Annotated in this window: 25 protein-coding genes and 1 pseudogene; 18 read left to right on the top strand and 8 right to left on the bottom strand. The window is 72.2% G+C overall.

Annotation, left to right across the window (positions count from 1 at the left end):
• Nucleotides 1-176 precede the first annotated feature (176 nt).
• Together ACFXB5_RS40080 and ACFXB5_RS40085 are read right to left on the bottom strand one after the other, a co-directional pair.
• Complete coding sequence (locus tag ACFXB5_RS40080; RefSeq protein ID WP_385218032.1) at nt 177-890, bottom strand: B3/4 domain-containing protein; 714 nt, start codon at nt 888-890, stop codon at nt 177-179.
• A gap of 55 nt (nt 891-945) precedes the next feature.
• Entirely contained in the window at nt 946-1,092 is a 147-nt protein-coding gene (locus ACFXB5_RS40085; protein WP_210945648.1) for an SCO1431 family membrane protein, read from the bottom strand.
• Between the two features lie 131 nt (nt 1,093-1,223).
• On the opposite strand from ACFXB5_RS40085, the gene ACFXB5_RS40090 reads away from it, so the two are divergent.
• The 4 genes from ACFXB5_RS40090 (at nt 1,224) to ACFXB5_RS40105 (ending at nt 6,451) form a co-directional block, all read left to right on the top strand.
• Entirely contained in the window at nt 1,224-2,648 is a 1,425-nt protein-coding gene (locus tag ACFXB5_RS40090) for an amidase (protein ID WP_385218035.1), read from the top strand.
• A 130-nt stretch (nt 2,649-2,778) separates the two neighbouring features.
• On the top strand, nt 2,779-3,132 hold the full coding sequence (locus tag ACFXB5_RS40095; RefSeq protein WP_385218038.1) for a hypothetical protein: 354 nt from the start codon (nt 2,779-2,781) through the stop codon (nt 3,130-3,132).
• A complete protein-coding gene (locus ACFXB5_RS40100) occupies nt 3,129-5,216 on the top strand; it encodes a bifunctional polysaccharide deacetylase/glycosyltransferase family 2 protein (RefSeq protein WP_385218040.1) in 2,088 nt (695 codons plus the stop codon). Before ACFXB5_RS40095 ends, ACFXB5_RS40100 begins: the two co-directional genes overlap by 4 nt.
• Nucleotides 5,217-5,386: 170 nt before the next feature.
• Nucleotides 5,387-6,451: an LCP family protein gene (locus ACFXB5_RS40105; protein ID WP_385218042.1), complete on the top strand. Its 1,065-nt coding sequence runs from the start codon at nt 5,387-5,389 to the stop codon at nt 6,449-6,451.
• A gap of 134 nt (nt 6,452-6,585) precedes the next feature.
• On the opposite strand, the pseudogene ACFXB5_RS40110 reads toward ACFXB5_RS40105, so the two are convergent.
• Nucleotides 6,586-6,801: pseudogene (locus tag ACFXB5_RS40110) on the bottom strand (multiprotein-bridging factor 1 family protein); the annotation flags it as partial.
• 75 nt (nt 6,802-6,876) lie between these two features.
• Here ACFXB5_RS40110 and ACFXB5_RS40115 point away from each other — a divergent pair.
• The 4 genes from ACFXB5_RS40115 (at nt 6,877) to ACFXB5_RS40130 (ending at nt 8,639) form a co-directional block, all read left to right on the top strand.
• The gene (locus tag ACFXB5_RS40115; protein ID WP_385218045.1) at nt 6,877-7,020 is read left to right on the top strand and encodes an ATP-binding protein; all 144 of its coding nucleotides are present in this window, start codon (nt 6,877-6,879) and stop codon (nt 7,018-7,020) included.
• 39 nt (nt 7,021-7,059) lie between these two features.
• Nucleotides 7,060-7,887, top strand: a complete 828-nt coding sequence (locus tag ACFXB5_RS40120) for a DUF1963 domain-containing protein (RefSeq protein WP_385218047.1) — start codon at nt 7,060-7,062, stop codon at nt 7,885-7,887.
• Nucleotides 7,888-7,977: 90 nt separating this feature from the next.
• Nucleotides 7,978-8,220 (top strand): type II toxin-antitoxin system VapB family antitoxin, encoded by a 243-nt coding sequence (locus tag ACFXB5_RS40125; protein ID WP_385218048.1) that lies wholly within the window; start codon nt 7,978-7,980, stop codon nt 8,218-8,220.
• A gap of 2 nt (nt 8,221-8,222) precedes the next feature.
• Nucleotides 8,223-8,639, top strand: coding sequence for a PIN domain-containing protein (locus tag ACFXB5_RS40130; RefSeq protein ID WP_385218051.1), 417 nt, complete (start codon nt 8,223-8,225; stop codon nt 8,637-8,639).
• Nucleotides 8,640-8,663: 24 nt separating this feature from the next.
• Here the strand turns inward: ACFXB5_RS40130 and ACFXB5_RS40135 are convergent, their stop codons facing one another.
• Nucleotides 8,664-9,275: a TetR/AcrR family transcriptional regulator gene (locus tag ACFXB5_RS40135; RefSeq protein WP_385218053.1), complete on the bottom strand. Its 612-nt coding sequence runs from the start codon at nt 9,273-9,275 to the stop codon at nt 8,664-8,666.
• A 96-nt stretch (nt 9,276-9,371) separates the two neighbouring features.
• Here ACFXB5_RS40135 and ACFXB5_RS40140 point away from each other — a divergent pair, with 96 nt between their 5' ends.
• Nucleotides 9,372-10,121 carry an SDR family NAD(P)-dependent oxidoreductase gene (locus tag ACFXB5_RS40140; RefSeq protein ID WP_385218056.1) on the top strand — a complete coding sequence of 250 codons (750 nt, stop codon included), beginning with the start codon at nt 9,372-9,374 and terminating at the stop codon, nt 10,119-10,121.
• Nucleotides 10,122-10,353: 232 nt separating this feature from the next.
• On the opposite strand, the gene ACFXB5_RS40145 is transcribed toward ACFXB5_RS40140, so the two are convergent.
• Nucleotides 10,354-11,085, bottom strand: a complete 732-nt coding sequence (locus ACFXB5_RS40145) for a FadR/GntR family transcriptional regulator (RefSeq protein ID WP_385218059.1) — start codon at nt 11,083-11,085, stop codon at nt 10,354-10,356.
• A gap of 134 nt (nt 11,086-11,219) precedes the next feature.
• Between ACFXB5_RS40145 and ACFXB5_RS40150 the strand changes: the two genes are divergently transcribed.
• The 4 genes from ACFXB5_RS40150 to ACFXB5_RS40165 are packed head-to-tail and all read left to right on the top strand — an operon-like array spanning nt 11,220 to nt 15,093.
• Nucleotides 11,220-11,732, top strand: coding sequence for a gluconokinase (locus ACFXB5_RS40150; protein ID WP_385218061.1), 513 nt, complete (start codon nt 11,220-11,222; stop codon nt 11,730-11,732).
• Nucleotides 11,733-11,752: 20 nt separating this feature from the next.
• Entirely contained in the window at nt 11,753-13,150 is a 1,398-nt protein-coding gene (locus tag ACFXB5_RS40155; protein ID WP_385218063.1) for a gluconate:H+ symporter, read from the top strand.
• A 54-nt stretch (nt 13,151-13,204) separates the two neighbouring features.
• Entirely contained in the window at nt 13,205-14,026 is an 822-nt protein-coding gene (locus tag ACFXB5_RS40160) for an SDR family oxidoreductase (protein WP_385218066.1), read from the top strand.
• A 38-nt stretch (nt 14,027-14,064) separates the two neighbouring features.
• A complete protein-coding gene (locus ACFXB5_RS40165) occupies nt 14,065-15,093 on the top strand; it encodes an L-idonate 5-dehydrogenase (protein WP_385218069.1) in 1,029 nt (342 codons plus the stop codon).
• 637 nt (nt 15,094-15,730) lie between these two features.
• Here the strand turns inward: ACFXB5_RS40165 and ACFXB5_RS40170 are convergent.
• Nucleotides 15,731-17,452 (bottom strand): FAD-dependent monooxygenase, encoded by a 1,722-nt coding sequence (locus ACFXB5_RS40170; protein ID WP_385218071.1) that lies wholly within the window; start codon nt 17,450-17,452, stop codon nt 15,731-15,733.
• 47 nt (nt 17,453-17,499) lie between these two features.
• On the opposite strand from ACFXB5_RS40170, the gene ACFXB5_RS40175 reads away from it, so the two are divergent.
• Nucleotides 17,500-18,177, top strand: a complete 678-nt coding sequence (locus ACFXB5_RS40175) for a TetR/AcrR family transcriptional regulator C-terminal domain-containing protein (RefSeq protein WP_385218074.1) — start codon at nt 17,500-17,502, stop codon at nt 18,175-18,177.
• Nucleotides 18,178-18,287: 110 nt separating this feature from the next.
• Here the strand turns inward: ACFXB5_RS40175 and ACFXB5_RS40180 are convergent, their stop codons facing one another.
• Nucleotides 18,288-19,148: a helix-turn-helix transcriptional regulator gene (locus tag ACFXB5_RS40180; protein ID WP_385218075.1), complete on the bottom strand. Its 861-nt coding sequence runs from the start codon at nt 19,146-19,148 to the stop codon at nt 18,288-18,290.
• A gap of 128 nt (nt 19,149-19,276) precedes the next feature.
• Here ACFXB5_RS40180 and ACFXB5_RS40185 point away from each other — a divergent pair, with 128 nt between their 5' ends.
• The 4 genes from ACFXB5_RS40185 to ACFXB5_RS40200 all read left to right on the top strand — a co-directional run bounded on the left by ACFXB5_RS40185 (nt 19,277) and on the right by ACFXB5_RS40200 (nt 24,800).
• Nucleotides 19,277-20,272, top strand: coding sequence for an aldo/keto reductase (locus ACFXB5_RS40185; RefSeq protein ID WP_385218078.1), 996 nt, complete (start codon nt 19,277-19,279; stop codon nt 20,270-20,272).
• Nucleotides 20,273-20,573: 301 nt separating this feature from the next.
• The gene (locus ACFXB5_RS40190; RefSeq protein WP_385218081.1) at nt 20,574-21,566 is read left to right on the top strand and encodes a hypothetical protein; all 993 of its coding nucleotides are present in this window, start codon (nt 20,574-20,576) and stop codon (nt 21,564-21,566) included.
• 201 nt (nt 21,567-21,767) lie between these two features.
• On the top strand, nt 21,768-23,309 hold the full coding sequence (locus ACFXB5_RS40195) for a CoA transferase (RefSeq protein ID WP_385218082.1): 1,542 nt from the start codon (nt 21,768-21,770) through the stop codon (nt 23,307-23,309).
• A gap of 588 nt (nt 23,310-23,897) precedes the next feature.
• Complete coding sequence (locus ACFXB5_RS40200) at nt 23,898-24,800, top strand: aminoglycoside phosphotransferase family protein (RefSeq protein ID WP_385218085.1); 903 nt, start codon at nt 23,898-23,900, stop codon at nt 24,798-24,800.
• 64 nt (nt 24,801-24,864) lie between these two features.
• Here ACFXB5_RS40200 and ACFXB5_RS40205 read toward each other — a convergent pair whose 3' ends face one another.
• Nucleotides 24,865-25,977 (bottom strand): acyltransferase family protein, encoded by a 1,113-nt coding sequence (locus tag ACFXB5_RS40205; protein ID WP_385218088.1) that lies wholly within the window; start codon nt 25,975-25,977, stop codon nt 24,865-24,867.
• Nucleotides 25,978-26,041 lie beyond the last annotated feature (64 nt).

The following is a 26,041-nucleotide window of genomic DNA, read 5'->3' on the forward strand; positions in this document are numbered from 1 at the left end:
GGTGAGGGCGTGCCACCGCGGCCGGGGCGCGGCGCGCCAGAGGGTGTCCGGGGCTCTGCCCCGGGTCCCGGGGTCCAGGGGCGGAGCCCCCCACGCGGCGGAGCCGCATATCGTCAGGTGTCGGGAAGGGGCGGGGAGGGGAAAGACCCGCCGGACCCGCCGCACCAACGGCCCCGCTACGCCCCGCCCAGCAGCCGCGAAGCGATCGTCACCCCCGGACTCGCCTCCGTCAGCGCCTCCATCAGCTGGTCACCGGCCGTCTTCAGCGCGGTGTCGTCCATCGGCCCCAGCGCGTCCAGGACGAACATCGCCCGGGTGGTGTCATGGGTGAGGCGGGTGCGGGTGCACTGGCGCCAGTTCCAGCGGCGGCAGGTGGCGCCCGCGTCGTCCCGCCACACCACCTCGCCGGGCGCCGGGTGCTCGACCACGGGGTCGCCCCCGGCCGTCGTCTCGAAGGTCTCGTCGCCCTCGGCGCGCACCAGCCGGGCCGCGCCCATGTAGTGGTCGAGGTCCTCGCCGCCCAGCGGGATCACATGTCCGACCGAGATCGCGTTGTAGATGTCGGTCAGCCGGTCCACCCGGGGCAGCCCGGCGGACAGCCGCCGCAGCAGGGCCTCCGCGCTGGGCCGGGTGCGCTGTGGCTTCGCGCCGAAGGCGCGGAACGCCTCGCGCCAGGCGGCCAGATGCGGATGCTCCTCCACCGGCCCGTCCCCGAACCGCTCCCGCGCCGCCGATTCGGCGTCGGCCAGGAGCCGCTCGCTGAGCTCGTCGCTGGGCCCGGGGCGCAGCCCCTCGGCGGTGATGAGCAGCGCCCGGTAGTCGGGGCGCAGGGCGAGTACGGCGGGGTCGATGGTGGCGGATTCCAGCCAGGCAGTGGCGTCGAACGTCATGCGGTCCACTATAGCATACGGTGCGGTGCAGTGCGCTGGACCAGAAGGGTGTGACTCAGAACAGGCCCAGCTGCGTGGTGAGCAATGCGAGGACGACGACGAGCGACCAGCCGAGCAGATGCTCCAACAGGTGGTCCTCGCCGTCGGAGGGGCCTCCGGTGCGGGCGTGGAGGCCGGTGCGGCGCGCCGCGATGTCGGTCATGCGGGTGTCCTCTGTGCTCAGCGATGATCGTGATGAATGTGATGAAGAGGGTCATCACCGTTGCCCAGGGTGCGCAGAGCGGCCACCTGGGGTAAAGGGGGAGTGGCCGAACTCACCCGAGGAGGTCCACGGTGACCAGCGTCATTCCCAAGGGTCTGGGCGAGCAGATCCGCGCCCTGGCCGGGGGCGAGGTGACCTCCCGTGCCCTGGTCGAGCAGTCGCTCCAGCGCATCGCCGAGACCCAGCCCACGCTCAACGCGTTCCGCCGCATCCGGGCCGAGGCCGCCCTGCGCGAGGCCGCCGAGGCGGACCGGCGGCTGGCGGCGGGGGAGCGGCTGCCGCTGCTCGGTGTCCCGCTCGCGGTCAAGGACGATACGGACGTGGCGGGCGAGCCGACCGCCTTCGGCTGCTGCGGCGACTTCCCCGCCAAGGCCGAGGACGGCGAGGCGGTACGGCGGCTGAAGGCGGCCGGGGCCGTGATCGTCGGCAAGACCAACACCCCCGAGCTGGGCCAGTGGCCGTTCACCGAGGGCCCCGCCTTCGGCGACACCCGCAACCCCTGGAGTCCGGAGCACACCCCCGGCGGCTCCTCCGGCGGCGGCGCGGCCGCCGTCGCCGCCGGTCTGGTCCCCGCCGCGCTCGGCTCGGACGGCGCGGGTTCGGTCCGTATCCCCGCCGCCTGGACGCATCTCATCGGCATCAAGCCGCAGCGCGGCCGGATCTCCACCTGGCCGGACGCCGAGGCCTTCAACGGCATCACCTGCAATGGCCCGCTGGCCCGTACGGTCGCCGACGCGGCGCTGCTGCTGCATGTCGCGACCGGCAACCGCAAGGGGGATCTGCACTGCCCCGAGCCGGTGGACGTGCTGTCGGCGGTGGGCCGCGACCCGGGGCGGCTGCGGATCGCCCTGTCGTTCAAGACGGCGTTCACCGGCACGCCGAAGAGGCTGGACCCGGTGGTGCGGGCCGCCGTCGTCCGGCTCGCCGAGCGGCTGGCGGCCCTCGGCCACGAGGTGGTGGAGGCCGAGCCGCGCTACGGGCTCGTGGGCTTCTCCTTCCTGCCGCGCGCCACGGCCGGGCTCACCGAATGGTCCGCCCGGGTCCCCGATCCGCTGCTGCTGGACATCCGCACCCGCGGCGCCGTCCGCAACGGCCGCCTGCTGGGCGGCGCCGCGCTGCGGTGGGCGCGGTCGTACGAGGAGCCGCTGCGGCGCCAGGTCGGGGCGATCTTCGAGCGTTTCGACGTGGTCCTCTCCCCGACGACGGCCACGCCGCCGCTGCGGATCGGGGCCATGGCCGGTCTGTCCGGGTGGCGTACGGATCGGGCCATGATCGCGGCGTGTCCGTACGCCTGGCCGTGGAACGTGCTGGGCTGGCCCGCGATGAACGTGCCCGCCGGGTTCGCCGACCCCGAGCACCGCACGCTGCCCCTCGGCGCCCAGTTCCTCGGCCCGGCCGCCAGCGAGCCCATGCTCATCTCGCTGGCGGCCCAGCTGGAGGCCGATCTGCGATGGTACGAGCAGTGGCCCCAGGTGTCCCACCCCGGCCCGCAGTGAGCCTTCTCTCGCACTTTTCAGACATACCGGCTTGAGGGAGAAAGGCCAGGTCACGACTACCTCCGGTAACGGGGAGGGCGCCATCTCGCGTGGTCACACGTGTGCGAACGCATCGCTACACTTCCGCCACATGGTGAAGAGGGTGACCGGAAAGCGTCGGCGAAGAAAACAGACGGGTCAGATATTCGTCAATGCCTCCGGGGGCCGGAGACGGCTTCTGGCGCTGGCGGCGCTGGCTGTCGGCTGTGCCTGCGTCGGTTATCTGTTGCTGCTCGTGGCCGCCCTGTGCGGCGTGCTGTGGCAGGAGGGTCAGGAGCCGCCGAAGACCGCCGAGCGGTCCACCAACGGCAGCGCCCCCATCGCGAGGCCCTGGTCCACCGGTACGGCCCCGACCGCACGGCTCTGGTCCGGCGCGGACTCCCACGGCACCGGGGTGGGCGTCCCCCTTGCCGCCGCCGCATCCATCAGGGGCGGCTCCTGGTGAGCCCCCGGCACGCACACCGTCCCGATCCGCGCGGCCACTGGCTGTTGCTGATCGTCGTCGTCTCCGCGGTCGCCGCCGCACTGGTGTTCGATGGTTGGGTGACTCATGAGGTCGCCTCCCAGCCCACGCGCCACCCCTGTACGAGTCCCATCCCGAAGGCCGCCGACACCGGGAAACCGGTGGTGCGCATCGACGGCGGCAGGGTGCAGACGGCCGGCATGCCGGCCCGCACCGTCGCCCTCACCTTCGACGGGGGACCCGACCCGGTATGGACCCCACGCCTGCTGGACCTGCTGCGCACGCACCACGCGCACGCCACGTTCTTCCTCTCCGGCGCCCAGGTGGCCCGCCACCCCGAGCTGGTGCGACAGATCCGCGACGCGGGCCATGAGATCGGCTCGCTCACCTACACCGGCTCCGACCTGGGCGCGGCTTCCGGGGTGCGCACCCGGCTGGAGCTGTCCCTGACCCAGACGGCACTGGCGGGCAGCGCGGGGACCACCACCAAACTGCTGCGGCTCCCGCTCACCACCCAGGCCGACACGATGTGCGGCGGCGAGTGGACGGCCGCCCGGCGCGCCGCCGAGCAGGGGTATCTGCTGGTCGCGGCCGACCGGCCGGATCGGAAGCCGGAGCGGGGCGTCGTCCAGCAGTACAGCCAGACGGACAGCGCCTACAGCGAGATCAAGAAGCTCTTCAGGAACCGGAAGATCGAGAAGTACACGACGGTGTCCGAGGGGCTCGGCCGGGCCCCGGTCAACACCCCCGCCTCCACCGTCGGCGAGTTGCAGGGCCAGGCGCTGATCCAGGTCCAGTCCATCGGGCACGGCTTCGTCCAGGCCATGACCTGGGTGCTCCTCATCGCGGGCGCGCTGGCCCTGCTGCGGCTGGTGCTGCTCGTCTTCTTCGCGCGGGCCCATGTCCGGCGGCTGCATCGCTTCCGGCCCGGCTCGCCCTGGTTGCGCGAGGTGAACGAGCCGGTGACGGTACTCGTCCCCGCGTACAACGAGGAGGCGGGCATCGAGACCACCGTGCGGTCACTGCTCGCCTCCACCCACCGATGGCTTCAGATCATCGTGATCGACGACGGCTCGACCGACCAGACCGCGGACCTCGCCACCTGGATCGACGATCCTCGCGTCTCGGTGATCCGCCAGCCCAACGCGGGCAAGGCGGCCGCCCTCAACACCGGCCTGGTCCACGCCCAGTACGACATCGTGGTGATGGTCGACGCCGACACCGTCTTCGAACCGGAGGCCATCCACCAGCTCATCCAGCCGCTCGCCCACCCGGCCATCGGCGCGGTGAGCGGCAACACCAAGGTGGGCAATCGCCGTCGGCTGCTGGGCAGATGGCAGCACCTGGAGTACGTCTTCGGCTTCAACCTCGACCGCCGGATGTACGAGGTGCTGGAGTGCATGCCGACCGTGCCCGGCGCGATCGGCGCCTTCCGGCGGGACGCGCTGATGGGCGTCGGCGGGGTCAGCGAGGCCACTCTCGCCGAGGACACCGACCTCACGATGGCCCTGTGGCGGGCCGGTTGGCGGGTGGTGTACGAGGAGTCCGCGATCGCCTGGACCGAGGTGCCCACCTCGCTGAGCCAGCTGTGGCGGCAGCGGTACCGCTGGTGCTACGGCACGCTCCAGGCCATGTGGAAGCACCGCCGCGCCCTCCGCGAGGTTGGCCCGGCCGGACGCTTCGCCCGCCGAGCACTGCCCTACCTTTTCCTCTTCCAGGTGGTGCTGCCGCTGCTCGCCCCCATCGTGGACGTCTTCGCTCTGTACGGCGTGGCGTTCGCCGATCCCGTGGAGTCGATCGGGGTGTGGCTCGTCTTCCTCGTGGTGCAGCTGCTCGGCGCCGCATACGCGCTGCGGCTGGACAAGGAACGGCTGCGGGCGCTGTGGGCGATGCCCTTCCAGCTCGTCGTCTACCGGCAGCTCATGTACCTCGTGATCATCCAGTCCGTGGTCAGCGCCCTGTTCGGCACCCGGCTGCGCTGGCACCGCATGCAGCGGAGCGGCTCCGCCGGGGAACAGCGGATCGTCGAACCGGCCGGGGCCGGGCGCCAGAGTCTGTCCAAGTGAGCGGGGGTTGGAGAAGCATGTCGAACCCATGGCCAAGTGAGGGCTCGTGGCCGGGTAACGGCCCGTGGCCGGGCGAGAACCCCTGGCCGGGCGGCGACCCGCAGCCGTTGGCGTCGCGCCACGAGCCGTTGGCGTCGCGCCATGAGCCTTTGGCGTCGCGCCATGAGCCTTTGGCGTCGCGCCACCGAATACCGCCGGACCCGTACCGGCCGCGTGACGAGGACGACGGCGCCGACGAGCCGACCCCCGGCCGCCGGTGGCCCCGGCGGCTGCGGCGCACGGTGGTCGTCCTGCTCGCGGTGGTCCTGGTCGGGGCCGCCTCCACGTACGGCTGGGCTTGGTCCCAGCTGAACAACGACGTCGACCTGGCCAAGGTCGAGGACCGCCCCGCGCAGGGTAAGGGCACCAACTACCTCATCGTGGGCTCCGACAGCCGTGACGGCCTCTCCCAGGACGACAAGAAGAACCTCCACACCGGCTCGGCCGAGGGCCGCCGCACCGACTCGATGATGGTGCTGCACACCGGCGCCCACGGCGCCACGATGGTGAGCCTGCCGCGTGACTCATGGGTGACCCTCCCGCCGTTCACCTACCCCATGACCGGTAAGCGTCCCGGGCCCTCGAAAAACAAGCTCAACGCGGCGTTCTCGCTGGGCGGTCCCGAACTGCTGGTGCGGACCATCGAGCACAACACCGGGCTGCGGATCGACCACTACGCGGAGATCGGTTTCGCGGGCTTCGTCAACGTGGTCAACTCCGTTGGCGGCGTCCGGATGTGCCTCGACAAGCCCGTCAAGGACAAGAAGTCGGGCGCCGATCTGAAGGCGGGCTGCCAGACGCTGGACGGCCGCCAGGCCCTGGCCTTCGTCCGGCAGCGCCACCAGGAGGCCAACGGTGACCTCGGCCGCAGTCAGAACCAGCAGAAGTTCCTGTCCGCGCTGGCGAAGCGGGCCGCGCAGCCGGACCAGGTCTTCGTCCCTTGGAAGTCCCTGCCGACCGTCGGCGCGGGCCTGGACACGCTCATCGTGGACAAGGACACGGATCTGCGGACGCTGATGTCGTTGTTCAAGGCGATGAAGCTTGTCGCGGGCGGCAACGGCAACCGGTTGAACGTCCCCGTGGCTGGTCGTGGGATCGCGACGTCCAAGGGCGACGCGCTGAAGTGGGACGAGAAGCGGGCGAAGTGGCTCTTCGAGCGACTGCGGAATGATCAGCCGGTGGCCCGCCGCGGGTAGGGGCGGGGAGGGGATCAGCCCGCCGCAGGCGCCAAGACCCGCCAGGCCCCCTCTCGGTCAGCGCAATCGTCGCCCCGTCCTTGAGTCGGAGCAGCCGGAACGGACCTTCGAGACCGCAGTTCTCCTCTCGACTCAGCGGCGATTTTCCCGCTCGCGCCCAGAACCTGATCCGCGTTGTCCAGGAACTCCGGGCTGGGGATGCGCCGGGCCCGTTCGACGGTCGAAACTTGTTCCTCGCCGTATCCGATCGCCGCCCCCAACTCCGCCTGCTTCAACCCAGCCGCTTCCCGCCACAACTTGATCTGGCGGCCGACCGTCCTCAGGACCGCGCCGCTTTCCTCGTCCTCCATACGGGTCCACCTCCCACCCGACGCCGACGGACAGGCCCGCTCCGTATCGAGGTGCGGGACGCCCGCGTCGAACGTATGCCGACCGTGCGCCCGGCCCCCGAGCCCGATGCGCCGCGCGAGTGTGGGCACGGGCTGTCGCTGGTCGAGGAGTTGGCCGACCGGTGGGGCGTCGTACCCGAGCTGATCGGCAAGGCGGTGTGGGCGGAGATCGGGACCTGAGTCGTCCCGCCTGTCACAGGTGGGTGTTTGACTTCCCGGATGGATCCTGAGGCTACGTTTCCCGCCCTGCACGGCTTCTGCGCCGAGCGACTCGGCGCCACCTTGGCCGCGCGCCTCGTACGTCTCGCCCGGCCCGGTTTCGAGCTCACCGAAGCCAGGCCGGGCGAGGCGACCGGGCACAGTCGATTCGGTGGCCGGGCGATGCTCGAGCCGGGCACGCCGTGGCCCGACTGTGAAGGCGTACCGCTGAGCCTGCTCGCCGTCCTCGACACCGACGCCCTGGCCCCCTGGCTCGGTGGCCTGCTCCCCGCCGGGACGGGCCTGCTGAACTTCTTCTCGCTCGACTCCGAATCGGAGCGGTGCGATCCCGCCGCCCTTGAACTGTCACTCAAGTTGGACCTCATGGACCCGCGGCTGGGGGCGGTCGTCCCGGCCCGTTCCGCCCACGCCGTCGAGACGGACGCACCGGCCCGGTCGAGCGTCTTCGAGCCGGTCGCTTGGGCGGCGTCACCCGGGTTCGCCTTCCCCGACACATTCGACCCGGCCTGGGACACGGTCGACTTGGGATCCGTGGTCGACGACATGCCCCTTTACGACATCACCGATCTGCTCCCCGGCTGGTCGGACCAGCCGTACGCGCTCCACGCCGACGACCTGGCCTTCGGCTGGCCGCTGTTCCCCACGGGATCCTCGCCGACGCTGCCGGACGGCGAGGATTCGAGCCAATACCAGCACTTGCTTCAGTTGTCCGGGCAGGACGAGTGGTGGATCGGCGGCGACGGCGGCTGGATGCACTGGTCGATCCCCAGCGATGCACTGTGTGGTGGCGACTTCAGCCGGGCGATCCCGGCACCGGACATCTGGTGATGTCTTGAAGCCGCATCGATGCCCGCATCGCCTGCGCTTTGTATGCGACATCGACTATCTTTGTATGTAGCCCATCCCTTGGAGGTTCCGGTGTCTGCCACTCAGATCGACATCGACGACGACGCCCTCGCGGAGGCCATGCGGCTGTCCGGCGCCAAGACCAAGAAGGAGATGGTCAACATGGCCCTCCGCGAGTACGCCGAACGCCGGGCGCGCACCGAGGCGCGTCTGCGCCACCTGGAGCAGGCGCAGCAGTGGGACGAGGAAGGGTTCTGGCAGCGTCACGCGGCCGAGAAGGGCGGCTCTGAGCGTACGGAGAAGGGTGCGGCCTGACCGTGATCCGCTACCTCGCCGACTCCACGGCCGTCTGGCGTCTCCAGCGTGACCGCAAGCTCAACGATCTATGGGGTCATGAGCTGGACGAGGGGGCCATCGGCTCGTGCGCTCCGCAGCGCACGGAGTTCCGGCAGTCGGCGCGTGGTCTGGACGAGTACGAAGGGATGACGGAGATGTTCGCGGATCTGTTCCCGGACGTCTCCGTCCCGAAGAGCGCCTGGAAGTGGATCGAGACCGGCCAGTACCGGCTGGCCCAACGGGGGCAGCATCAGAGTCTGTCCGCCGTCGACTGGCTGATCTGCGCGACGGCCGCACACCACGGGCTCGTCGTGTTGCACGACGACGCGGACTTCCGGGCGGCCGCGCGCCTTCTCCCGGACCTCGCGGAACGCAACGTCTTCGCGACTCCCCGCTGACATCGGAACCGCCCTCGGGCAGGCTCAGGGCGCGGGCGGCCAGTTGCGCAGCGCCACGTCGGCCACCTGCTGCAGCTCCTCCTGTGTGGCGCCGCTGGCCGCTTGGACGGCCAGGCCGTTCGCCACGGTCATGAGGTAGCGGGCGAGCACTCCGGGGTCGGTGTCCGGTGGCAGGTCGCCTTCGTCGACGGCCCGCCGGAACCGGTCGCGGAGGCGGGCCGTGCCCTCGTTGCGCCAGGCGATGAGGGCGTCGCGGGCGCTGCGTCCGGGGTCGCCCGCGGCGAGGGAGCCCTGGACGCCGAGGCATCCGGCGGGGCAGCCGGGGCGGGTGTTGGCCCGGACGGAGCCGTGGAGGAACGCGGTGGCCACCTGCCGGGCGGTCGTCTCCCGCATGGCCCGGTCCGCGTAGGCGGCGGGGCCCTCGGAGTAGCGCTCCAGGGCCTTGCGGAACAGCTCCTCCTTGTTGCCGAAGGCCGCGTACATGCTGGTGCGAGTGATGCCCATGGCGCTGGTCAGGTCGGTGAGGCTGGCGCCTTCGTAGCCCTGCTCCCAGAAGACCCGCATGGCGCGCTCGAGGGCCTCGTCGGTGTCGAAACCCCTCGGTCGGCCGATCGGTGCCTGCTGCCGCGTCTTCATGCCGTCGAGCATACCTCTTCAGTATCGATCGGTGCAGAAGTGCGCTACGCTCAACTTCAGTACCGAACGGTACCGAAATTTGGGGAGGTCATTGTTATGGGACAGCTTGAGGGCAAGACCGCCGTCATCACTGGCGGCGGCACCGGGATCGGCCTGGCCACCGCTGTACGGCTGGCGGCCGAGGGCGCGCATGTGTTCATCACCGGCCGACGGAAGGCCGAGCTGGACGCGGCCGTCGAGGCCATCGGCCCGGCGGGGGCCACCGCGGTGGCGGGTGACGTCACCAACCTGGCCGACCTGGACCGGCTCTACGGCGCGGTCCGCGCCCGGGGGCGGGGCCTGGACGTCGTCTTCGCGAACGCGGCGACCGCCGACTTCGCCACGCTGGAGGAGGTCACCGAGGAACACCTCGACCGGACCTTGGCGGTCAATGTGCGGGGCACGGTGTTCACCGTGCAGAAGGCGCTGCCGCTGCTCAACGACGGCGCCTCGGTGATCCTGAACGCCTCCACCGCCGCCGACAACGGCACGGAGGCGTTCGGCGCGTACGCGGCGTCCAAGGCCGCGATCCGGTCCTTCGCGCGGACCTGGGCCAACGAGCTCAAGGGCCGTGGCATCCGGGTCAACGCGGTCTCGCCGGGCCCGATCGACACTCCGGCAATCACGGCCCTCGCCGGCGAGGACAACGCGGCCGACTTCAAGGCACACCTCGCCACGACCACCGCGATCGGCCGGATGGGACGCCCGGAGGAGGTCGCCGGACTGGTGGCGTTCCTCGCCTCCGAGCAGAGCGGCTTCATCCTTGGCGCCAACTTCTACGTCGACGGGGGTGAGAACCAGATCTGACCCGGGCGGGCGGGCTCGGGGCGCCAGGGTCCAACTCGTGGGGCGAGGGGCCCGGCGGCGGCTTCCGCGGCCGGGGCCCAGGCCGCCACCGGCGCCCACCCCCCGCAGCCCCGGCGCCCGGCGACGTAGCCCGCGCCCCCGCGCCCCGCCCCCTGCTCAAAGGCGCCGAAGGCGCAAAGCGAAACCCGCACTCAACAGACGGCCGGCACTCCAGGTGCGGACCCCGCCGTCCTTACGGCGCCAGGATGTCCAGCTCCCGCAGCGCGCCCACGGTGATCTCCTTCGTATAGCGCTCCGCCGCCTCCGCGTCGCCCGCGCGGACCGCTTCGGCCACCCGGACGTGGAGGGTGACCGCCTCCGGGTCGGGGTCGCTGAACATGACGCGGTGCTGGGTGCGGCCGGTGAGGACCTCCGCGACGACGTCGCCGAGGCGGGCGAACATCTCATTGCCCGAGGCGCGCAGGATGACGCGGTGGAAGGCCACGTCGTGGACCAGATACGCGGGGAGCTGCTGGCCGCGCGAGGTGGCCACCATGTTGAGCGCGTGCTCGGTGAGTTCGGCGCACTGCTCCGGCGTGGCGTGCTCGGCGGCCAGCCCGGCGGCGGCGGGCTCGATGGCCGAGCGTAGGGCGGTGAGGGAGCGGAGCTGGCGGGGGCGGTCGGGTCCGGCCAGGCGCCAGCGGATGATCTGGGGGTCGAAGACGTCCCACTCCTCGGTGGGGCGCACGGTCACCCCGACCCGGCGGCGGGACTCCACCAGGTGCATGGACTCCAGGACCCGCACCGCCTCCCGGACGACCGTGCGGGAGACGTCGTACCGCCGCTCCAGTTCGTCCGTGCGCAGCACCGTGCCGGGTGGGTAGTCGCCCGCGGTGATCGCGGGGCCCAGGGATTCCAGGACGCGGTCGTGCAGCCCCCGGCTCCTGGGCCTCTGACCACGGCCCTCGGGCCCCTGTTCGTCCATGCGCTCAGCCTACGCGGCCACCCGTCCCACAAATAAGTATGACTTTTAAGTCACGGACTCTTGAATACGTCGTATCTGTGGGGTTGAGTGTCCGGCGGCGCCGAGGTCGAAGAAGACAGCGAGGTTTCACACACATGCACGCCCCCCAGGTTGTCGTGGTCATGGGAGTGTCCGGAACGGGCAAGACCACGATCGGCCCTCTGCTGGCGGAGGAGCTCGGCGTCCCGTACGCCGAGGCCGACGACTTCCACCCGCCGGCCAACATCGCCAAGATGTCGGCCGGGACCCCGCTGGACGACGACGACCGACGCCCCTGGCTGGACGCCATCGGTGCCTGGGCCCACGACCACGCCGAGGGCGGGGGAGTGGTGAGCTGCTCCGCGCTCAAGCGGATGTACCGCGACCGGCTGCGGTCCGCCGCCCCCGGCATCGTCTTCCTCCATCTGACCGGCGACCGCGAGCGGATCGCCGAGCGGATGAAGGAGCGCAAGGGCCACTTCTTCTCCGGGGACCTGCTCGACTCCCAGCTCGCCACGCTCGAACCGCTCCAGCCGGACGAGTACGGCGTCGCCGTGGACATCTCCCCCGAACCCGAGGTCATCACCGAGCGGGCCGCCGCCGAACTGCGGCGGCTCGAACACCAGTAACGCACGTTAGGAAACCCGCCGTGACCAGACTCAGCGCCGAGATGCTGGCAGCGGACACCGTCGACCCGATCACGTCGGCCGGTCACGCACAGCTCGGCATAGCCGTCCTCGTCGGCATAGCCGTTCTCGTCCTGCTCATCACCCAGACCAAGCTGCACGCGTTTCTGTCGCTGACGATCGGCTCCCTGGCGCTCGGCGCCGTCGCGGGAGCCCCGCTCGACAAGGTCATCACCAGCTTCTCGGCCGGTCTCGGGTCGACCGTCGCGGGCGTCGGCGTGCTGATCGCCCTCGGCGCGATCCTCGGCAAGCTGCTTGCCGACTCCGGCGGCGCCGACCAGATCGTCGACACGATCCTCGCCAGGGCCAACAACCGGACGATGCCCTGGGCCATGGTGCTGATCGCGGGGATCATCGGACTGCCGCTCTTCTTCGAGGTCGGCATGGTGCTGATGATCCCGGTGGTGCTGCTGGTCGCCAAGCGCGGCAACTTCTCCCTGATGCGGATCGGCATCCCGGCGCTCGCCGGCCTGTCCGTGATGCACGGTCTGGTGCCGCCGCACCCCGGCCCGCTCGCCGCGATCGACGCGGTCCACGCCGACCTGGGGATCACCCTGGCGCTCGGCGTCCTCATCGCCATCCCCACCGCGATCATCGCGGGCCCGGTCTTCTCGCGCGTCGCCGCCCGCTGGGTCGACGTCACCCCGCCCGACCGGCTGATGCCCACGCGCCCGTCGGAGGAGCTGGAGCGGCGCCCCGGATTCGGCGTCACCGTGTTCACCGTGCTGCTGCCCGTCGTGCTGATGCTGATCAAGGCACTGGTCGACATCGTCGTGGACGACCCGGAGGACGGCGTCCAGCGGGTCGCCGACGTCATCGGCAACCCCCTGATCGCGCTGCTGGCGGCGGTGCTCGTGGGCATGTTCACGCTGGGCCGCCCCGCGGGCTTCACCCGGGACCGGATCTCCTCCACCGTCGAGCACTCGCTGGCCCCGATCGCCGGGATGCTGCTGATCGTCGCCGCGGGCGGCGGCTTCAAGCAGACCCTCATCGACATCGGCGTCGGCAAGATGATCATGGACATCTCGGAGGACTGGAACGTCTCCGCGCTGCTCCTCGCCTGGCTGATCGCGGTCGCCATCCGGCTCGCCACCGGCTCGGCGACGGTGGCCACGATCTCGGCCGCCGGGCTGATGACCCCGCTCGCCGCCGATATGTCCAGCACGCATGTGGCGCTGCTGGTGCTGTCCATCGGCGCCGGGTCGCTCTTCTTCAGCCATGTCAACGACGCGGGATTCTGGCTGGTCAAGGAGTACTTCGGGATGAGCGTCGGGCAGACCGTGCGGACCTGGTCGGTGATGGAGACGATCATCTCCGTCGTCGGGCTCGTCTTCGTCCTGCTGCTGTCACTGGTGATCTAGGAACTGGTGACTTGAGAACCGGAGTGACTTGAGAACCGGAGAGGTACCCACGCCATGACGACACATCCGCTCTTCGACATCGCGGGCCGCACCGCGCTGATCACCGGCTCCAGCCGGGGCATCGGCCACGCCCTCGCGAAGGGGCTCGTGGAGGCCGGCTGCACGGTGGTGCTCAACGGGCGCGATCCGCAGGCCCTGGAGAAGGCCGCCGCCGAACTCGGCGGCGTCGGGCCCGGCGGCGTCGGGCCCGGGGTCGCGGGGGCTGCGGGGACTGCGGGGGCTGTGGGGGTGCACACCGCCGCGTTCGACGTCACCGACGGCCCGGCCGTTGCCGCCGGTATCGCCGATGTCGAGGAGCGGGTGGGCCCGCTCGACATCCTGGTCAACAACGCCGGAATGCAGAACCGGGCGCCGCTGCTGGAGTTCACCGACGAAGCCTGGCGGCAGATCCTGGACACCAACCTCACCAGCGCCTTCCTGGTGGGCCGGGAGGCCGCCCGGCGGATGACCGCACGCGGCCACGGCAAGATCGTCAACATCTGCTCCCTCCAGAGCGAGGTGGTCCGCCCCGGCATCGCGCCCTACTCGGCGACCAAGGGCGCGCTGAAGATGCTCACCAAGGGCATGTGCGCGGACTGGGGCCAATACGGAATCCAGGTCAACGGGCTCGGCCCCGGCTACATCGAGACCGAGCTGACCCGGCCGCTGGTCGAGGACGAGGAATTCAGCGCCTGGGTGCGCGGGCGGACCCCGGCCGGGCGCTGGGGCCGCACCGAGGACCTGATCGGGGCGCTGCTGTATCTCGCGTCCCCGGCGGCGGACTTCGTGAGCGGACAGGTGCTGTACGTAGACGGCGGCATGACGAGCGTGTTGTGAACGCTGGGACACCAGGTGAGCTTGAGGAGGCTGGGCGGATGGTATTGGGCTGTGTGATCCACGGGCAGGGTGATCTGCGGGTCGAGGAACTCCCGGAGCCGGAACCGGCGCCGGGGCAGGCGCTCGTGGCGATCCGCTACGGCGGGATCTGCGGATCGGATCTCCACTACCACCGGCACGGTGGGGTGGGCGACTTCCGGCTCCAGGAGCCGATGGTGCTGGGGCACGAAGTCGTCGGCACGGTGGTGGCGTACGGCGAGGGCGCGACCGGGCCCGCGATCGGCACCCCGGTCGCCGTACACCCGGCCACGCCGTGCGAGGTGTGCCCCGAGTGCGCCGACGGCCGCGCCAACGTCTGCCGCGACACCCGCTACCTGGGCAGCGCCGCGCGCTTCCCCCACGTCCAGGGCGGCTTCGCCTCCCGCGTCACCGTCCCGGCGGCGCAACTGCGCGCCCTGCCCGACGGGCTCGACCCGCGCCGGGCCGCGCTCGCCGAACCGCTGTCCGTCGCGCTGCACGCGGTGCGGCGGGCGGGCGCCGTAAAGGGCCGTCATGTGCTGGTCACCGGCGCCGGTCCGATCGGCTGCCTCACCATCGCGGCAGCCCGCGCGGCGGGCGCCGCGACCATCACCGCGACCGATCTGCTCCCGCGCGCCCTGGAGTTCGCGGCGGCGGCCGGAGCGACCGCGTGCGTACGGGCCGACGACCCGGACGACCCCAACTGGCCCTCGGACGAGATGGACGTCGCCATCGAGGCATCCGGCGTGGCCGCCGGGCTCGACACCTGCCTGCGGAGGGTGCGGCGCGGTGGGGTCGTCGTCCAACTCGGCATGCTGCCCCCCGGGCAGAGCCCGTTCGCCGGGAACGTGCTGGTCGCCCGGGAGATCGAACTGCGGGGCGCGTTGCGCTTCCACGCCGAGTTCGACGACGCGCTGCGGCTGCTGGCGGCTGAGCCGTCGTTCGACGCGCTGATCAGTGGGGTCCGGCCGGTGGAGGAGGCGGCGGAGGCGTTCGCCTTGGCCGCCGACCGCAGCCAGTCGTGCAAGGTCCTGCTGGACTTCGCGTAAGCCGGGCGGTGCCCGGCGGGTCGTGGCGGGTCGTGGCGGTGCCCGGCGGGTCGTGGCGGGTCGTGGCGCCTGCGGCGGGCTGTTCCCCTCCCCGCCCCTTCCCGCAGTATCGATATGCGGCTCCGCCGCGTGGTGGGGCTCCGCCTCAGGCCCTGGCCGGACAACCCGGATGCGCGCGGGACCGCCCTGCCATTCACGGGGTGACGGGACGCCTGCGGCGGGGCTGTTCCCCTCCCCGCCCCTTCCCGCAGTATCGATATGCGGCTCCGCCGCGCGGTGGGGCTCCGCCCCAGACCCCGGCCGCGTCGCAGGTGACGCGGTCGGCGCCCCGGCCGGTGAGCTGATCGCGGGCGACGGTCGGCTCGTCGGTGCCGGGGTCGAGGGGGGAGCGAAATTGGGGCTTTGTCTCAGACTCCGGCCGGGCGGGCCGGATGTGTGCGGGTGTCCGTCCGGTCATCCGCCGGGTCGGCGTGCCGATTGCGATCAGGTCGCTGGTGCATGTGATCAGGTCGCTGGTGCAGGTGTTCACGGCGGCGACGGTCAGCTCGTCGGCCCCGGGGTCCAGGGGCGAAGCCCCTGGTTGCGGGAAGGGGCGGGGAGGGGAAAGATCCGCCAGCGGGACCGACCCTGGGCTCGCTCAGCGCGTGTGCAGGGGGCGTACCCGGGCGCCGTCCGCTGCCCAGCAGACGTAGCCGTCCGGGCGGATGAGGAAGAGGGCCGGGGCGGGGCCGTAGGTGGTGGTGAGGTGGCCCTCCGGGTCCAGGAGGTCGGCGGCCGGGCCGCCTGCCCTGATCGTGCGCACGCATCCGGATGCCCCCAGCGTCGGGGCCAGGCCCCCGAAGTCGGCGTCCGGCGCGGGCGGTGCCGCGTCGCCGAGGATCAGCAGGGTGAAGTGCGGGCCGCGCAGGACGTCGAAGAGCCGGACGGGCGTTCCGTCGGGGAGGGCGCACGGCGCGTCCGGGGCGCGGTCACCGGCTCCCACCGGGCCCGGGTGGGTCCGGTCGGCCCGGTCGTTTCGGTGACCTCGGTCGGCCTGGTCGTTTCGGTGACCTCGGTCGGCCTGGTCGTTTCGGTGGCCCTGGTCGGTCCGGTGGGCCCGCTCGTCCTGGTCGCTCCGGCCGTCCCGGCCGTTTCGTTCGTCCACGGCCAGCGGGCCCTCCCGGTAGGACAGGCCCAGCTGGTGGACCTCGCTTGTGCGGCGCCGTCCCTCCGCGTCGCCCGAGCGGTGCGCTCGGTGGATGCGGGTGCTGATGCCGAGGACCCCCGCCGCGATCGGCAGGCGTTCGGCCTCGTAGCTGTCGAGCAGGGCCGGGTCCGCGCCGTGCCGCAGCACCTGCCCGAGCTTCCAGCCCAGGTTGTACGCGTCCTGGACGCTGGTGTTGAGGCCCTGGCCGCCCGCCGGGGAGTGGATGTGCGCGGCGTCGCCGATCAGGAAGACCCGGTCCGCGCGGAAGCGGTCGGCCATCGCCGCGCGTGGGGTGAACGTCGAGGCCCACCGCACCTCGCGCACGTCGGAGGCGGCGAGGTGGGTGCGGTCGGCGATCAGTTGGCGGACGGCCTCGGGGGAGGTGTCGGGGACCGCGTCCGGGGCGTCGTACTGCGCGGCGACCTGGAACTGGTCGGTCCCGGGGAGCGGGCACAGCGCGATGGCGCCGCCCTTCGCGTGCTGCCATACGTGCCAGTGGTCGCGGCCCAGGCCGCGCTCCGCGCCGTCGATCCCCGCGTCGCCGTTGATCCCCGCGTCACCGTCGATCACCGCGTCCGCGATCAGCGTCGGGGCCGGGTCGATCGTCTCGCCCGTCATGCCGATGCCGAGCCGCTTCCGGACGGTGCTGCGGCCGCCGTCGGCCGCCACGAGGTACGCGGCGCGTGCGGTCCCCGCCGAGCCATCGGCGTACGAGAGGTGTGCGGTGACGCCGTCCGCGTCCTGCTCCAGGCCGGTGAGCTCGGTGCCGAACTCGACGCCGCCGCCCAGCTCCCGGAGGCGCGCGTAAAGGATCTCCACCGTCCGCCACTGCGGCAGCATCCAGATCTCGTGGTACGGCCGGTCCGGCGCCGGATCGGTGCGCTCGATCATCTGGAACGTCCCGAGCGGCTGCCCGTCCCGCCATCCCAGCATCGGCGGGTACGGGCCGCCCGCCTTCCGTACGGCGTCGCTGACCCCGAGGTCGTCGAAGACCTCCTGGGTGCGGGGCTGGAGCCCCTTGCCGCGTGAGCCCGGGAACAGCGCTTCGCCGCGCTCGACGACCCGGGCCCGCACCCCGCGCCGGGCCAGGTCGATGGCGAGGGTGAGGCCGGACGGACCGGCTCCGACGATCAGTACGTCCTTCAGCACGTCCTTAACGTTGTTAAGTTCCATACTGGAGAGCGTGCCCTTAACGGTGTTAAGTTGTCAAGGAACCCCTCATGAGCGGGGAGAATGACCGGATGGCGACGACGCGACTCGATCAAACCCTCGTGGTGGACACCGCCCTGCGGCTGCTGAACGACGTGGGTCTCGAAGGGCTGACCCTGCGCCGCATCGCCAAGGAGCTGAACGTCCAGGCCCCCGCCCTGTACTGGCATTTCAAGAACAAGCAGGCGCTGCTCGACGCGATGAGCACCGCCATGTACCGGCGCATGTTCGAGGCGTACGGCGACCTCGGCGACGTCACCTGGCAGGAGCGGCTCGTCCACGTCCACCGCGCCCTGCGCCGGGCGCTGCTCGGCTACCGCGACGGCGCGAAGGTCTTCAGCGGCAGCCGGTTCACCGGCACCGACCACGCCGGGCCGCAGGAGGACCACCTGCGCACCTTCGTCACGGCGGGCTTCACCCCGAGCGCCGCCGCCCGCGCCTCGTTCATCGCGTACAGCTTCACGCTCGGCTTTGTGATCGAGGAGCAGTCGGTCGAGCCCCGGCCGGGGGAGCGGAACCCCGGCTACGACGTCGAGGAGCGCGAGGAGCGCATGGCCGCCGAGGGGTATCCGCTGGCGGCGGCGGTGAGTTCGGACCTGTTCCAGGACTACGAGGCGCGCTTCGAGGAGGGGTTGCGGGCCATCGTGGCGGGCATCGAGGCGACCCTGGCCCCGGCGGCCTCGCGTTAGTACCGCAACACCGCAACACCGCAACACCGCAACACCGCACCACCGCAACACCGCACCACCGCACCACCGCACCACGGTCAGGCAGGGCCTCCCCTTCGCGGCGGCCCGCCTCACCGCACGGACGGGCCCGCCTCCCCCGCGGGGAATTCCTCGATGCCGAGCACCCGCAGCAGGTCCAGCCGCTCGCGGGTCTCGGCGTCCGCCGGGGTGAGCACCAGCAACTGCTGGCCCAGGTCGGGGGTGACGAGGGTCTCGCAGTCCATCACCAGCCGCCCCACCCTCGGGTGCAGCACGGTCTTGCGGTCGACGCGCCGGACCGCCACCTCGTGCTCGGCCCAGAGCCGGCGGAAGTCGGCGCTCGCGGCCCGCAACCGGTCGACGAGTCCGGTGACCGTGGGGTCGCCGGAGTGACGGCCGACGGCCGCGCGCAGGTCGGCCACGATGCTGCGGGCGTAGCGCTCCCGCTCCTCGGGCGGGTGGACGGCGCGGGCGGCGGGGTCGGTGAACCAGCGGTAGGCCGTATAGCGCCGGTCGCCGGTGAAGCCGCTGTGGTCGCCCGCCAGCAGGATGCCCATCCGGTTCTGGGCGAGCACCTCACCCAGGTCGGACAGGACCAGGGCCGGAGTGTCGCCGATCAGGTCGAGCATGCGCATCAGACCGGCGCGGGCCAGCCGGGCCGCCCCGTCGGCGGGCGGGGGCCGGTGCCCGACGAGGTGGAACAGATGGTCGCGCTCGTCGTCGGACAGACGCAGCGCGCGGGCCAGCGCCCCGAGCAGCTGGGGCGAGGGCTGACTGCTGCGGCCCTGCTCCATGCGTACGACGTAGTCCACCGACACCCCGGCGAGCATGGCCACCTCTTCCCGGCGCAGTCCGGTAGTGCGGCGACGCGGGCCCTCGGCGATACCGACCTCGGCCGGGAGGATCGCCTCACGGCGGCGGCGCAGGAAGTCGGCGAGCTGCTCACGTTGCATCCCCTCATGGTCGCTCGCGGCGGACGAGCCGATCCAGGGAGCGCCGCTCCCTGGATGAACGCTCCGCTCCCGTACGTCGCGGCGGGAGCACAGAGTGGGGGGCGGATCGACGACGTGAGGAGAACACGATGCAGACACGAACCCTGGGCAGCACCGGTCCGGCCGTCTCCGCGCTGGGTCTGGGCGCGATGGGCATGTCGGGCGCCTACGGCGAGGCCGACCGTGCGGAGAGCATCGCCACCGTGCACGCCGCGCTGGACGCGGGCGTCTCACTGATCGACACCGGTGACTTCTACGCCATGGGCCACAACGAACTGCTGCTGGCCGAGGCGTTGCGCGGCCGGGACCGGGACAGCTACCAGCTGAGCGTGAAGTTCGGCATGCTGCGGGGGCCGGGCAACGAATTCGGCGGGACCGACGGCCGGCCCGAGGCGGTGAAGAACTTCCTCGCCTACTCGCTGAACCGGCTGGGCACCGATCACATCGACATCTACCGCCCGGCCCGGCTCGACCCGGCGGTGCCCATCGAGGAGACGGTGGGCGCGATCAAGGAGATGATCGACGCGGGGTACGTGCGCCACCTCGGCCTCTCGGAGGTCGACGCCGCGACGATCCGCCGGGCACACGCCGTGCACCCGGTGGCCGATCTGCAGATCGAGTACTCGCTGATCTCCCGTGCGGTGGAGGCGGAGGTTCTGCCCACGCTGCGGGAGCTGGGCATCGGCCTGACCGCGTACGGCGTCCTCGGCCGTGGTCTCATCTCCGGGCACTGGTCCCCCGGCCACACCGGCGGCCCCGGCGACGGCCGCGCCTTCAGCCCACGGTTCGCGAGCGGGAACGTGGAACACAACCTCGCCCTGGTGGAGGCCCTGCGCCGGGTGGCCGAGACGAAGGGGTGCACCGTCGCCCAGCTCGCCATCGCCTGGGTGGCCGCGCAGGGCGAGGAGATCGTGCCGCTGATCGGCGCGCGTAGCCGTGAACGGCTTGCCGAGGCGCTGCCCGCGATCGAGCTGGAGCTCGCCGCGGACGACTTCGCCGAGATCGAGAAGGCGGTGCCCCTGGGCGCGGCGCGCGGCGACCGATACCCGGCCGTGTTCATGTCCGGGCTCGGCGTGGGGAACTGAGGTTCGGCGCTCCTGACACTTACGGCGCTTCCGGCGTTCCTGGCACTTACGGCGCCCCGGCGTTCCTGGCCCTTGCGGTGTTCCGGGCCCTTCCGGTGCTTCCGGTGGGGCCCGGACCGGCACCCACAACACGCACTGTTGCGGTATTGGGGCGCGTCGCACGTGCGCTAGGGGGATCCCTAATTGTGACGTCCGGCCTCATGGCAGGTCTGGACCAGTCGTGGCACCCTACCGGCGACAAAGCGTCAGACAACGTTGTCCGGCGCTCTCGGGCACCTCCAACGGACTTGGAGCCGACCGCATGAGACGTGTCGCCACCTTATTCAGCGCCCTCACCCTCGCCACCCTCAGCTGGACCGCCGGAACCGCCGCCCACGCCGCCACCCTCGCCCCGTCCCACCCTGCTCAGGGAACCTCCGTCTCCACCGAGGAGCAGCGCGCCGCCGTCCGCTTCTGGACGGCGGAACGGCTGCGCACCGCCCAGGACGTCACCACCCTGCCCGCCGCCCGCACCGCGAAGCTCGCGGACCCCGCGCCCACCACGGGGGAGCGGGTGACCGTGCCCCCGCTCCCGGGCCCCACCGCCCCCGTCTCCGCGCCCGCGCCCCGGGCCGCGTCCCCCACCGCCTGGACCGGCGGCGGCCTGATCAGCACCACGGCGGGCAAGGTCTTCTTCCAGAACGCCTCCGGCGGCACCTTCGCCTGCTCCGCCACCGTCGCCAACAGCGACAACAAGTCCGTCGTGCTCACCGCCGGCCACTGCACCGTGGACGCGGCCACCGGCACCGGCTACCGCAACTGGGTCTTCATCCCCGGCTACGCAGGCGGCAACCGCCCCTACGGCACCTTCGCCGCCCGCCGCCTCTTCTGGGACGCCCAGTACGTGTCCACCCGGGGCAACGCCAACTGGGACTACGCCTACGCCGTGATGAACACGCTGAACGGCCGCACCCTGGCCGACACCGTGGGCGCCCAGGGCATCGCCTTCAACTCGCAGACCGGCCGCCACGTCCACTCCTTCGGCTACGGAGGCTCCGCCGCCGAGGGCAACGGCGAACGGCTGAACCACTGCGAGGGCAATGAGTTCGCCGACGCGGGTCGCCCCGGCTCCACGATGTGGGGCATCGACTGCGTCCAGACCGGAGGGTCGAGTGGCGGCGGCTTCCTCGCCGACTTCTCCGGCGGCGCGGGCTATCTGATCGGCAACATCAGCGTCAGCGCGGGCACGAACGAATACCACCCGACGCTGGGCAACGAGGCCCTCGGCCTCTACCGGCAGGCGGGCGCCGCATAGCGCGAGCCTCGCGTAGGGCGGGCGCCGCGTAGCGCGAGCCCCGCGTAGCGCGAGCGCCGAACCGGCCCGCCACCCACCTCGCACGGCCCGCCCTCTCCGTCCCCGACCAGGAGGAGGGGGCGGGGCACTCGCCGGGCACTCGGCGGGCCCTCGCCGGGCCTCGCCGCAGGGCGCTCAGGCGCCCCGGCGCACAATGAGCGCATGACGAGGAGCGACGCACCACCACGGGACACGCGGGACGCGGCCACCGCCCACGCCTGGGCCGCCCTCGGCGGCGACCCGGCGCTGCTGGAGCAGGTGACGTACCGCACGGTGAACGGCGGACTGCCCGCCCGGCTACCCGTGGCCGAGCTGGCCCGCGCCACCGTGGCCGTGTGCTCGCTGGCCGCCGCCGAACTGGGCGCGCGGCGCTCAGGCGGGGCCGTTCCGGCGGTACGGGTCGACGAGGGCGCCGTCGCCACCGCGTTCGTCAGCGAACGGCACCTGCGGATCGACGGCCGGAAGCCCACCAACTTCGCACCGCTGTCCGGCATCTGGCGCGCGGCCGGCGGGTGGGTCCGTACGCACGCCAACTACCCGCACCACCGCACCCGGCTGCTCACCGCCCTCGGCCTGCCCGGCGACAGCGGGCCGGACGAGCTGGGGGAGGCGCTCGCGGCCCGCCCCGCCCGCGCGATCCAGGAGACCGTCTACGCGGCGGGCGGTTTGGCCGTGGCCGTGGCGGAGCCCGGCGAGAGCGAGATCCCGCTGGCCGCACTGCCGTTGATCGAGTCCCGGCAGGTCGGGGAGGCCGCCCCACGCCGCCTCCGGGAAGCGCTCCAGCGCGTGAACGGTGGGGTGCCCGCGAGCGGGGCGTTGCCCGTGAGCGCGGGGCCCGCGAGTGCGTTGCCCGCGAGCGAAAGGGTGCCCGCGAACGGCGGGGTGCCCGCGAAGGGCGGGCTGTCCGCGAGCGGGGCGTTGTCCGCGAGTGGCGTGCTGCCCGCAAGTGGCGTGCGCGTGCTCGATCTGACCCGGGTCATCGCCGGACCGGTGGCCACCCGCACCCTGGCCCTGCTCGGCGCCGACGTGCTGCGTATCGACTCCCCCCGGCTGCCCGAGGACCCGGACGCCCACGCCGACACCGGCTTCGGCAAGCGCTCCGCCGCACTCGACCTCGCCGCGCCCGAGGACCGCCGGACCTTCGAGGCGCTGCTCGCCGACGCCGATGTGCTGGTCACCGGCTACCGCCCCGGTGCGCTCGACCGCTTCGGGCTCGCCCCGGACGCCCTGCTGGAGCGCCACCCCGGGCTGGTCGTGGCCCAACTGTGCGCATGGGGCTGGTCCGGGCCCTGGGCCGGGCGGCGTGGTTTCGACAGCCTGGTCCAGGCGGCCACCGGCATCGCCGCGATCGAGGCGGACACCGACGATCGCCCCGGTGCGTTGCCCGCCCAGGCGCTCGACCACGGCACCGGCTATCTGCTGGCGGCGGCGGTGCTACGGGCGCTGACGGAGCGCCAGGAGACCGGCGGCGGACGCCATCTGCGGCTCTCCCTCGCGGGCACCGCGTCCTGGCTGACCCACGGCATCGCCCCGGCCGCCCCGGTGGACGGCCCCGCGTATGATCCCGCGCCCTGGCTGGCCGAAACCGCCTCCGACCTGGGAACGCTGCACCACGCCCGCTCGCCGATCGCCACCCCGGACGGCCCGCTGGACTGGGCCCGCCCACCCGGCCGCCTGGGCGCCGACGCCCCGCGCTGGCTCTGAGCCCGGACAGGCCCGACGGGGTGTCCGGCGGACCACGCGGCGGAGCCGCAAATCGATGCCTTCCCCAACCCCGCCCCTTCCCGAAACCGGGGCTCCGCCCCCGCCCCCGCTCCTCAATCGCCGGAGGTGCTGGATTGGCTCGCCGCGCCCCTTCCCGTAACCCGGGGCTTCGCCCCTGGACCCCGGGGGTTGACGAGTCGGCTGTCGCGCCGTGAACACCTGCACTGGCGGTTTGGTCGCGGTTGGTGCGCGGGCGTGGTGGTTGGTCGCGCGCGTCCTGGTTGTCCGGCTGGGGTCTGGGGCGGAGCCCTGGGTTCGCTCCGCCTCTGGGCCCCGGGGTCGACGAGCTGGCCGTCGGCCGCGATCAGCCCACCGGTCAGGACCCCGGGGGCTGGGGCGGAGCCCCACCGCGCGGCGGAGCCGCATATCGGTGCTGCGGGAAGGGGCGGGGAGGGGGACAGCCCGCCCCAGGCGTCACCATCTGCCGGGCGCCCCTGACGCCCGCCGGGCGCAAATTCGGTTGCCGTCATGCCCTCCCCTGACGCGTAGTGGTCGCGTGTCCCACACGACTCACGCAGGAGGGCGCCGATGAGCGCGAGCACGATGCACGCCGACGAACGGCCCATCGACGAGGCTCTCGTACGGCGGCTGCTCGCCGCGCAGTTCCCCCGGTGGGCGGAGCTACCCATCGAACGGTTCGCCTCGTCGGGCACCGTCAACGCCCTGTTCCGGCTCGGCGACGACCTCGCCGTACGGCTGCCGAGGATCGCGGGCGGCGCCGGGGACGTGGAGCGGGAGCACCACTGGCTGCCCCGGCTCGCCCCCGCGCTGCCGGTCGCCATCCCCGCGGTGCTCGGCAAGGGCGCGCCGGGCGACGGCTTTCCCTGGCCGTGGACCGTGCACCGCTGGCTGGACGGGGAGAACCCGCGGGAGGGGCGGGTGGCCCGGCCCGGAGCACTCGCCGCCGACCTCGTGGAGTTCATCGTCGCGCTGCGCGCGATCGAGCCCGCGGACGGGCCGCCCGCGTACCGGGGCGGACCGCTGTGGGAGGTGGACGAGGAGACCCGTACCGCGATCGGCCTGCTGCGCGGACCAGCGGGCACGGTCGACACCGTCGCGGCCACCGCGGCGTGGGAGGAGGCGCTGGCGGCGCCCGGCTGGGACGGGCCGCCGGTGTGGGTGCACTCGGATCTGATGCCGGGCAATCTGCTGGTCGCGGACGGGCGGCTGAGCGCGGTCATCGACTTCGGGACCGCCGGGGTGGGCGATCCCGCCTGCGATCTGATCCCGGCCTGGAATCTGCTCCCGGCGTCGGTGCGGGGGGACTTCCGCGCCGCGCTCGGCGTGGATGACGCCACCTGGGTGCGGGGCCGGGGCTGGGCCCTGAGCATGGCGCTCATCCAGCTGCCGTACTACCGCGAGACGAATCCGGCGATGGCGGCCAACGCCCGCCATGTCATCGATCAGGTGCTGTCCCAGCGGAACGCGTAGGGCTCCCCTCGCCGCCGAAACAGGCGAGGGGAGCCCGGGGAGCCCCTGAGAGCGCGCCGCGCCCTTACAGTCGGGCCGTGCTCAGCGAACGCTTGATCATCGGGGTGAACCGCTGCTCGATGAACCGGTAGAGCAACCAGGCGAGGCCCAGCATCACCAGCACGGCCAGGGCGAACGTCCCGTAGGAGGGGATGCCCAGCTTCTGGTGGAGTACCCAGACGACCACCCAGCCCAGATGCTCATGGACGAGGTAGAAGGGGTAGGTCAGGGCGCCCGCCACGGTCAGCCAGCGCCAGTTGGCCCAGTTCAGCTTGCCCAGCGCGATCAGCGTGACCGCCACATAGCCGAAGGCGACGACGGCGATGATGCCGGTGGCCGACCGGTAGGAGAAGGCGTCGATGTTGGCCGGGTGCCACAGGTCGCGGATCGCGTAGTGCTGGCCGATCAGGAAGCTGATCCCGATGATGCCCCAGGCCAGGGCGTCATGGCCGAAGCGGTGGAGCAGATAGATGCCCATGCCGCCGATGAAGTACGAGGAGTACTCCGGCATCAGGACCACGTTCAGCAGCGGCAGGTCCGATGCCTCGGCGAACGCCGAGCCCAGTGTCCAGACGGCGCAGAAGAGCACCACGCGGTGCCGGGTCGCGCCCGGGAGCACCACGAACAGCGCGAAGAGGGCGTAGAAGCGCAGTTCCGCCCACAGCGTCCAGCACACGCCCAGCACCCGGTCCACCCCGAGCGGCTGCTGCAGCATGGTGAGGTTGACCAGCGCGTCGCTGGGCGACACCGCCTTGTAGGCGACCCAGGGCAGTGCGAAGACGCCGGTCACCAGGATGATCGCGACCCAGTAGGCGGGGTAGAGGCGGGAGACGCGCGAGGCGAAGAACGAGCGCAGCGGCCGTCCCCATCCGCTCATGCAGATGACGAAGCCGCTGATGACGAAGAAGATCTGGACGCCCAGACAGCCGTAGGCGAAGTAGCTGGAGAGGGTGGGGAACTGGGCGCGGGGCGAGGAGCCCCACGCCCGGGTTATCTCACCGTCGCGGCCGCCGTAGTGGTACGCGGCCACCATGAGCGCGGCGAGCAGGCGCAGTCCGTCCAGCGCCCGCAGCCGCACCGGAGGACGGCCTCCGCCGCGCGCTGCCGCCTTGGCGGTGCGCTCGGCGGATCGCTCCAGGGCCAGGTCGGGGGTGCGCGGCGGCGGCGGCTGTGTCTTATAAACAAAACCCAGCCCACCAGAA

Origin of the sequence: Streptomyces sp. NPDC059455, from assembly GCF_042750115.1 — a bacterium.
GTDB lineage: Bacteria > Actinomycetota > Actinomycetes > Streptomycetales > Streptomycetaceae > Streptomyces > Streptomyces endocoffeicus.

What these genes read in the sequence shown, in the direction of transcription:
- ACFXB5_RS40170 (WP_385218071.1), bottom strand. Translation starts at nt 17,452, where the DNA reads ATGGAACTTAACAACGTTAAGGACGTGCTGAAGGACGTACTGATCGTC.
- ACFXB5_RS40085 (WP_210945648.1), bottom strand. Translation starts at nt 1,092, where the DNA reads ATGACCGACATCGCGGCGCGCCGCACCGGCCTCCACGCCCGCACCGGA.
- ACFXB5_RS40160 (WP_385218066.1), top strand. Translation starts at nt 13,205, where the DNA reads ATGACGACACATCCGCTCTTCGACATCGCGGGCCGCACCGCGCTGATC.
- ACFXB5_RS40135 (WP_385218053.1), bottom strand. Translation starts at nt 9,275, where the DNA reads ATGAAGACGCGGCAGCAGGCACCGATCGGCCGACCGAGGGGTTTCGAC.
- ACFXB5_RS40200 (WP_385218085.1), top strand. Translation starts at nt 23,898, where the DNA reads ATGAGCGCGAGCACGATGCACGCCGACGAACGGCCCATCGACGAGGCT.
- ACFXB5_RS40080 (WP_385218032.1), bottom strand. Translation starts at nt 890, where the DNA reads ATGACGTTCGACGCCACTGCCTGGCTGGAATCCGCCACCATCGACCCC.
- ACFXB5_RS40115 (WP_385218045.1), top strand. Translation starts at nt 6,877, where the DNA reads ATGCCGACCGTGCGCCCGGCCCCCGAGCCCGATGCGCCGCGCGAGTGT.
- ACFXB5_RS40165 (WP_385218069.1), top strand. Translation starts at nt 14,065, where the DNA reads ATGGTATTGGGCTGTGTGATCCACGGGCAGGGTGATCTGCGGGTCGAG.
- ACFXB5_RS40095 (WP_385218038.1), top strand. Translation starts at nt 2,779, where the DNA reads ATGGTGAAGAGGGTGACCGGAAAGCGTCGGCGAAGAAAACAGACGGGT.
- ACFXB5_RS40150 (WP_385218061.1), top strand. Translation starts at nt 11,220, where the DNA reads ATGCACGCCCCCCAGGTTGTCGTGGTCATGGGAGTGTCCGGAACGGGC.
- ACFXB5_RS40195 (WP_385218082.1), top strand. Translation starts at nt 21,768, where the DNA reads ATGACGAGGAGCGACGCACCACCACGGGACACGCGGGACGCGGCCACC.
- ACFXB5_RS40180 (WP_385218075.1), bottom strand. Translation starts at nt 19,148, where the DNA reads ATGCAACGTGAGCAGCTCGCCGACTTCCTGCGCCGCCGCCGTGAGGCG.
- ACFXB5_RS40120 (WP_385218047.1), top strand. Translation starts at nt 7,060, where the DNA reads ATGGATCCTGAGGCTACGTTTCCCGCCCTGCACGGCTTCTGCGCCGAG.
- ACFXB5_RS40145 (WP_385218059.1), bottom strand. Translation starts at nt 11,085, where the DNA reads ATGGACGAACAGGGGCCCGAGGGCCGTGGTCAGAGGCCCAGGAGCCGG.
- ACFXB5_RS40190 (WP_385218081.1), top strand. Translation starts at nt 20,574, where the DNA reads ATGAGACGTGTCGCCACCTTATTCAGCGCCCTCACCCTCGCCACCCTC.
- ACFXB5_RS40175 (WP_385218074.1), top strand. Translation starts at nt 17,500, where the DNA reads ATGAGCGGGGAGAATGACCGGATGGCGACGACGCGACTCGATCAAACC.
- ACFXB5_RS40140 (WP_385218056.1), top strand. Translation starts at nt 9,372, where the DNA reads ATGGGACAGCTTGAGGGCAAGACCGCCGTCATCACTGGCGGCGGCACC.
- ACFXB5_RS40185 (WP_385218078.1), top strand. Translation starts at nt 19,277, where the DNA reads ATGCAGACACGAACCCTGGGCAGCACCGGTCCGGCCGTCTCCGCGCTG.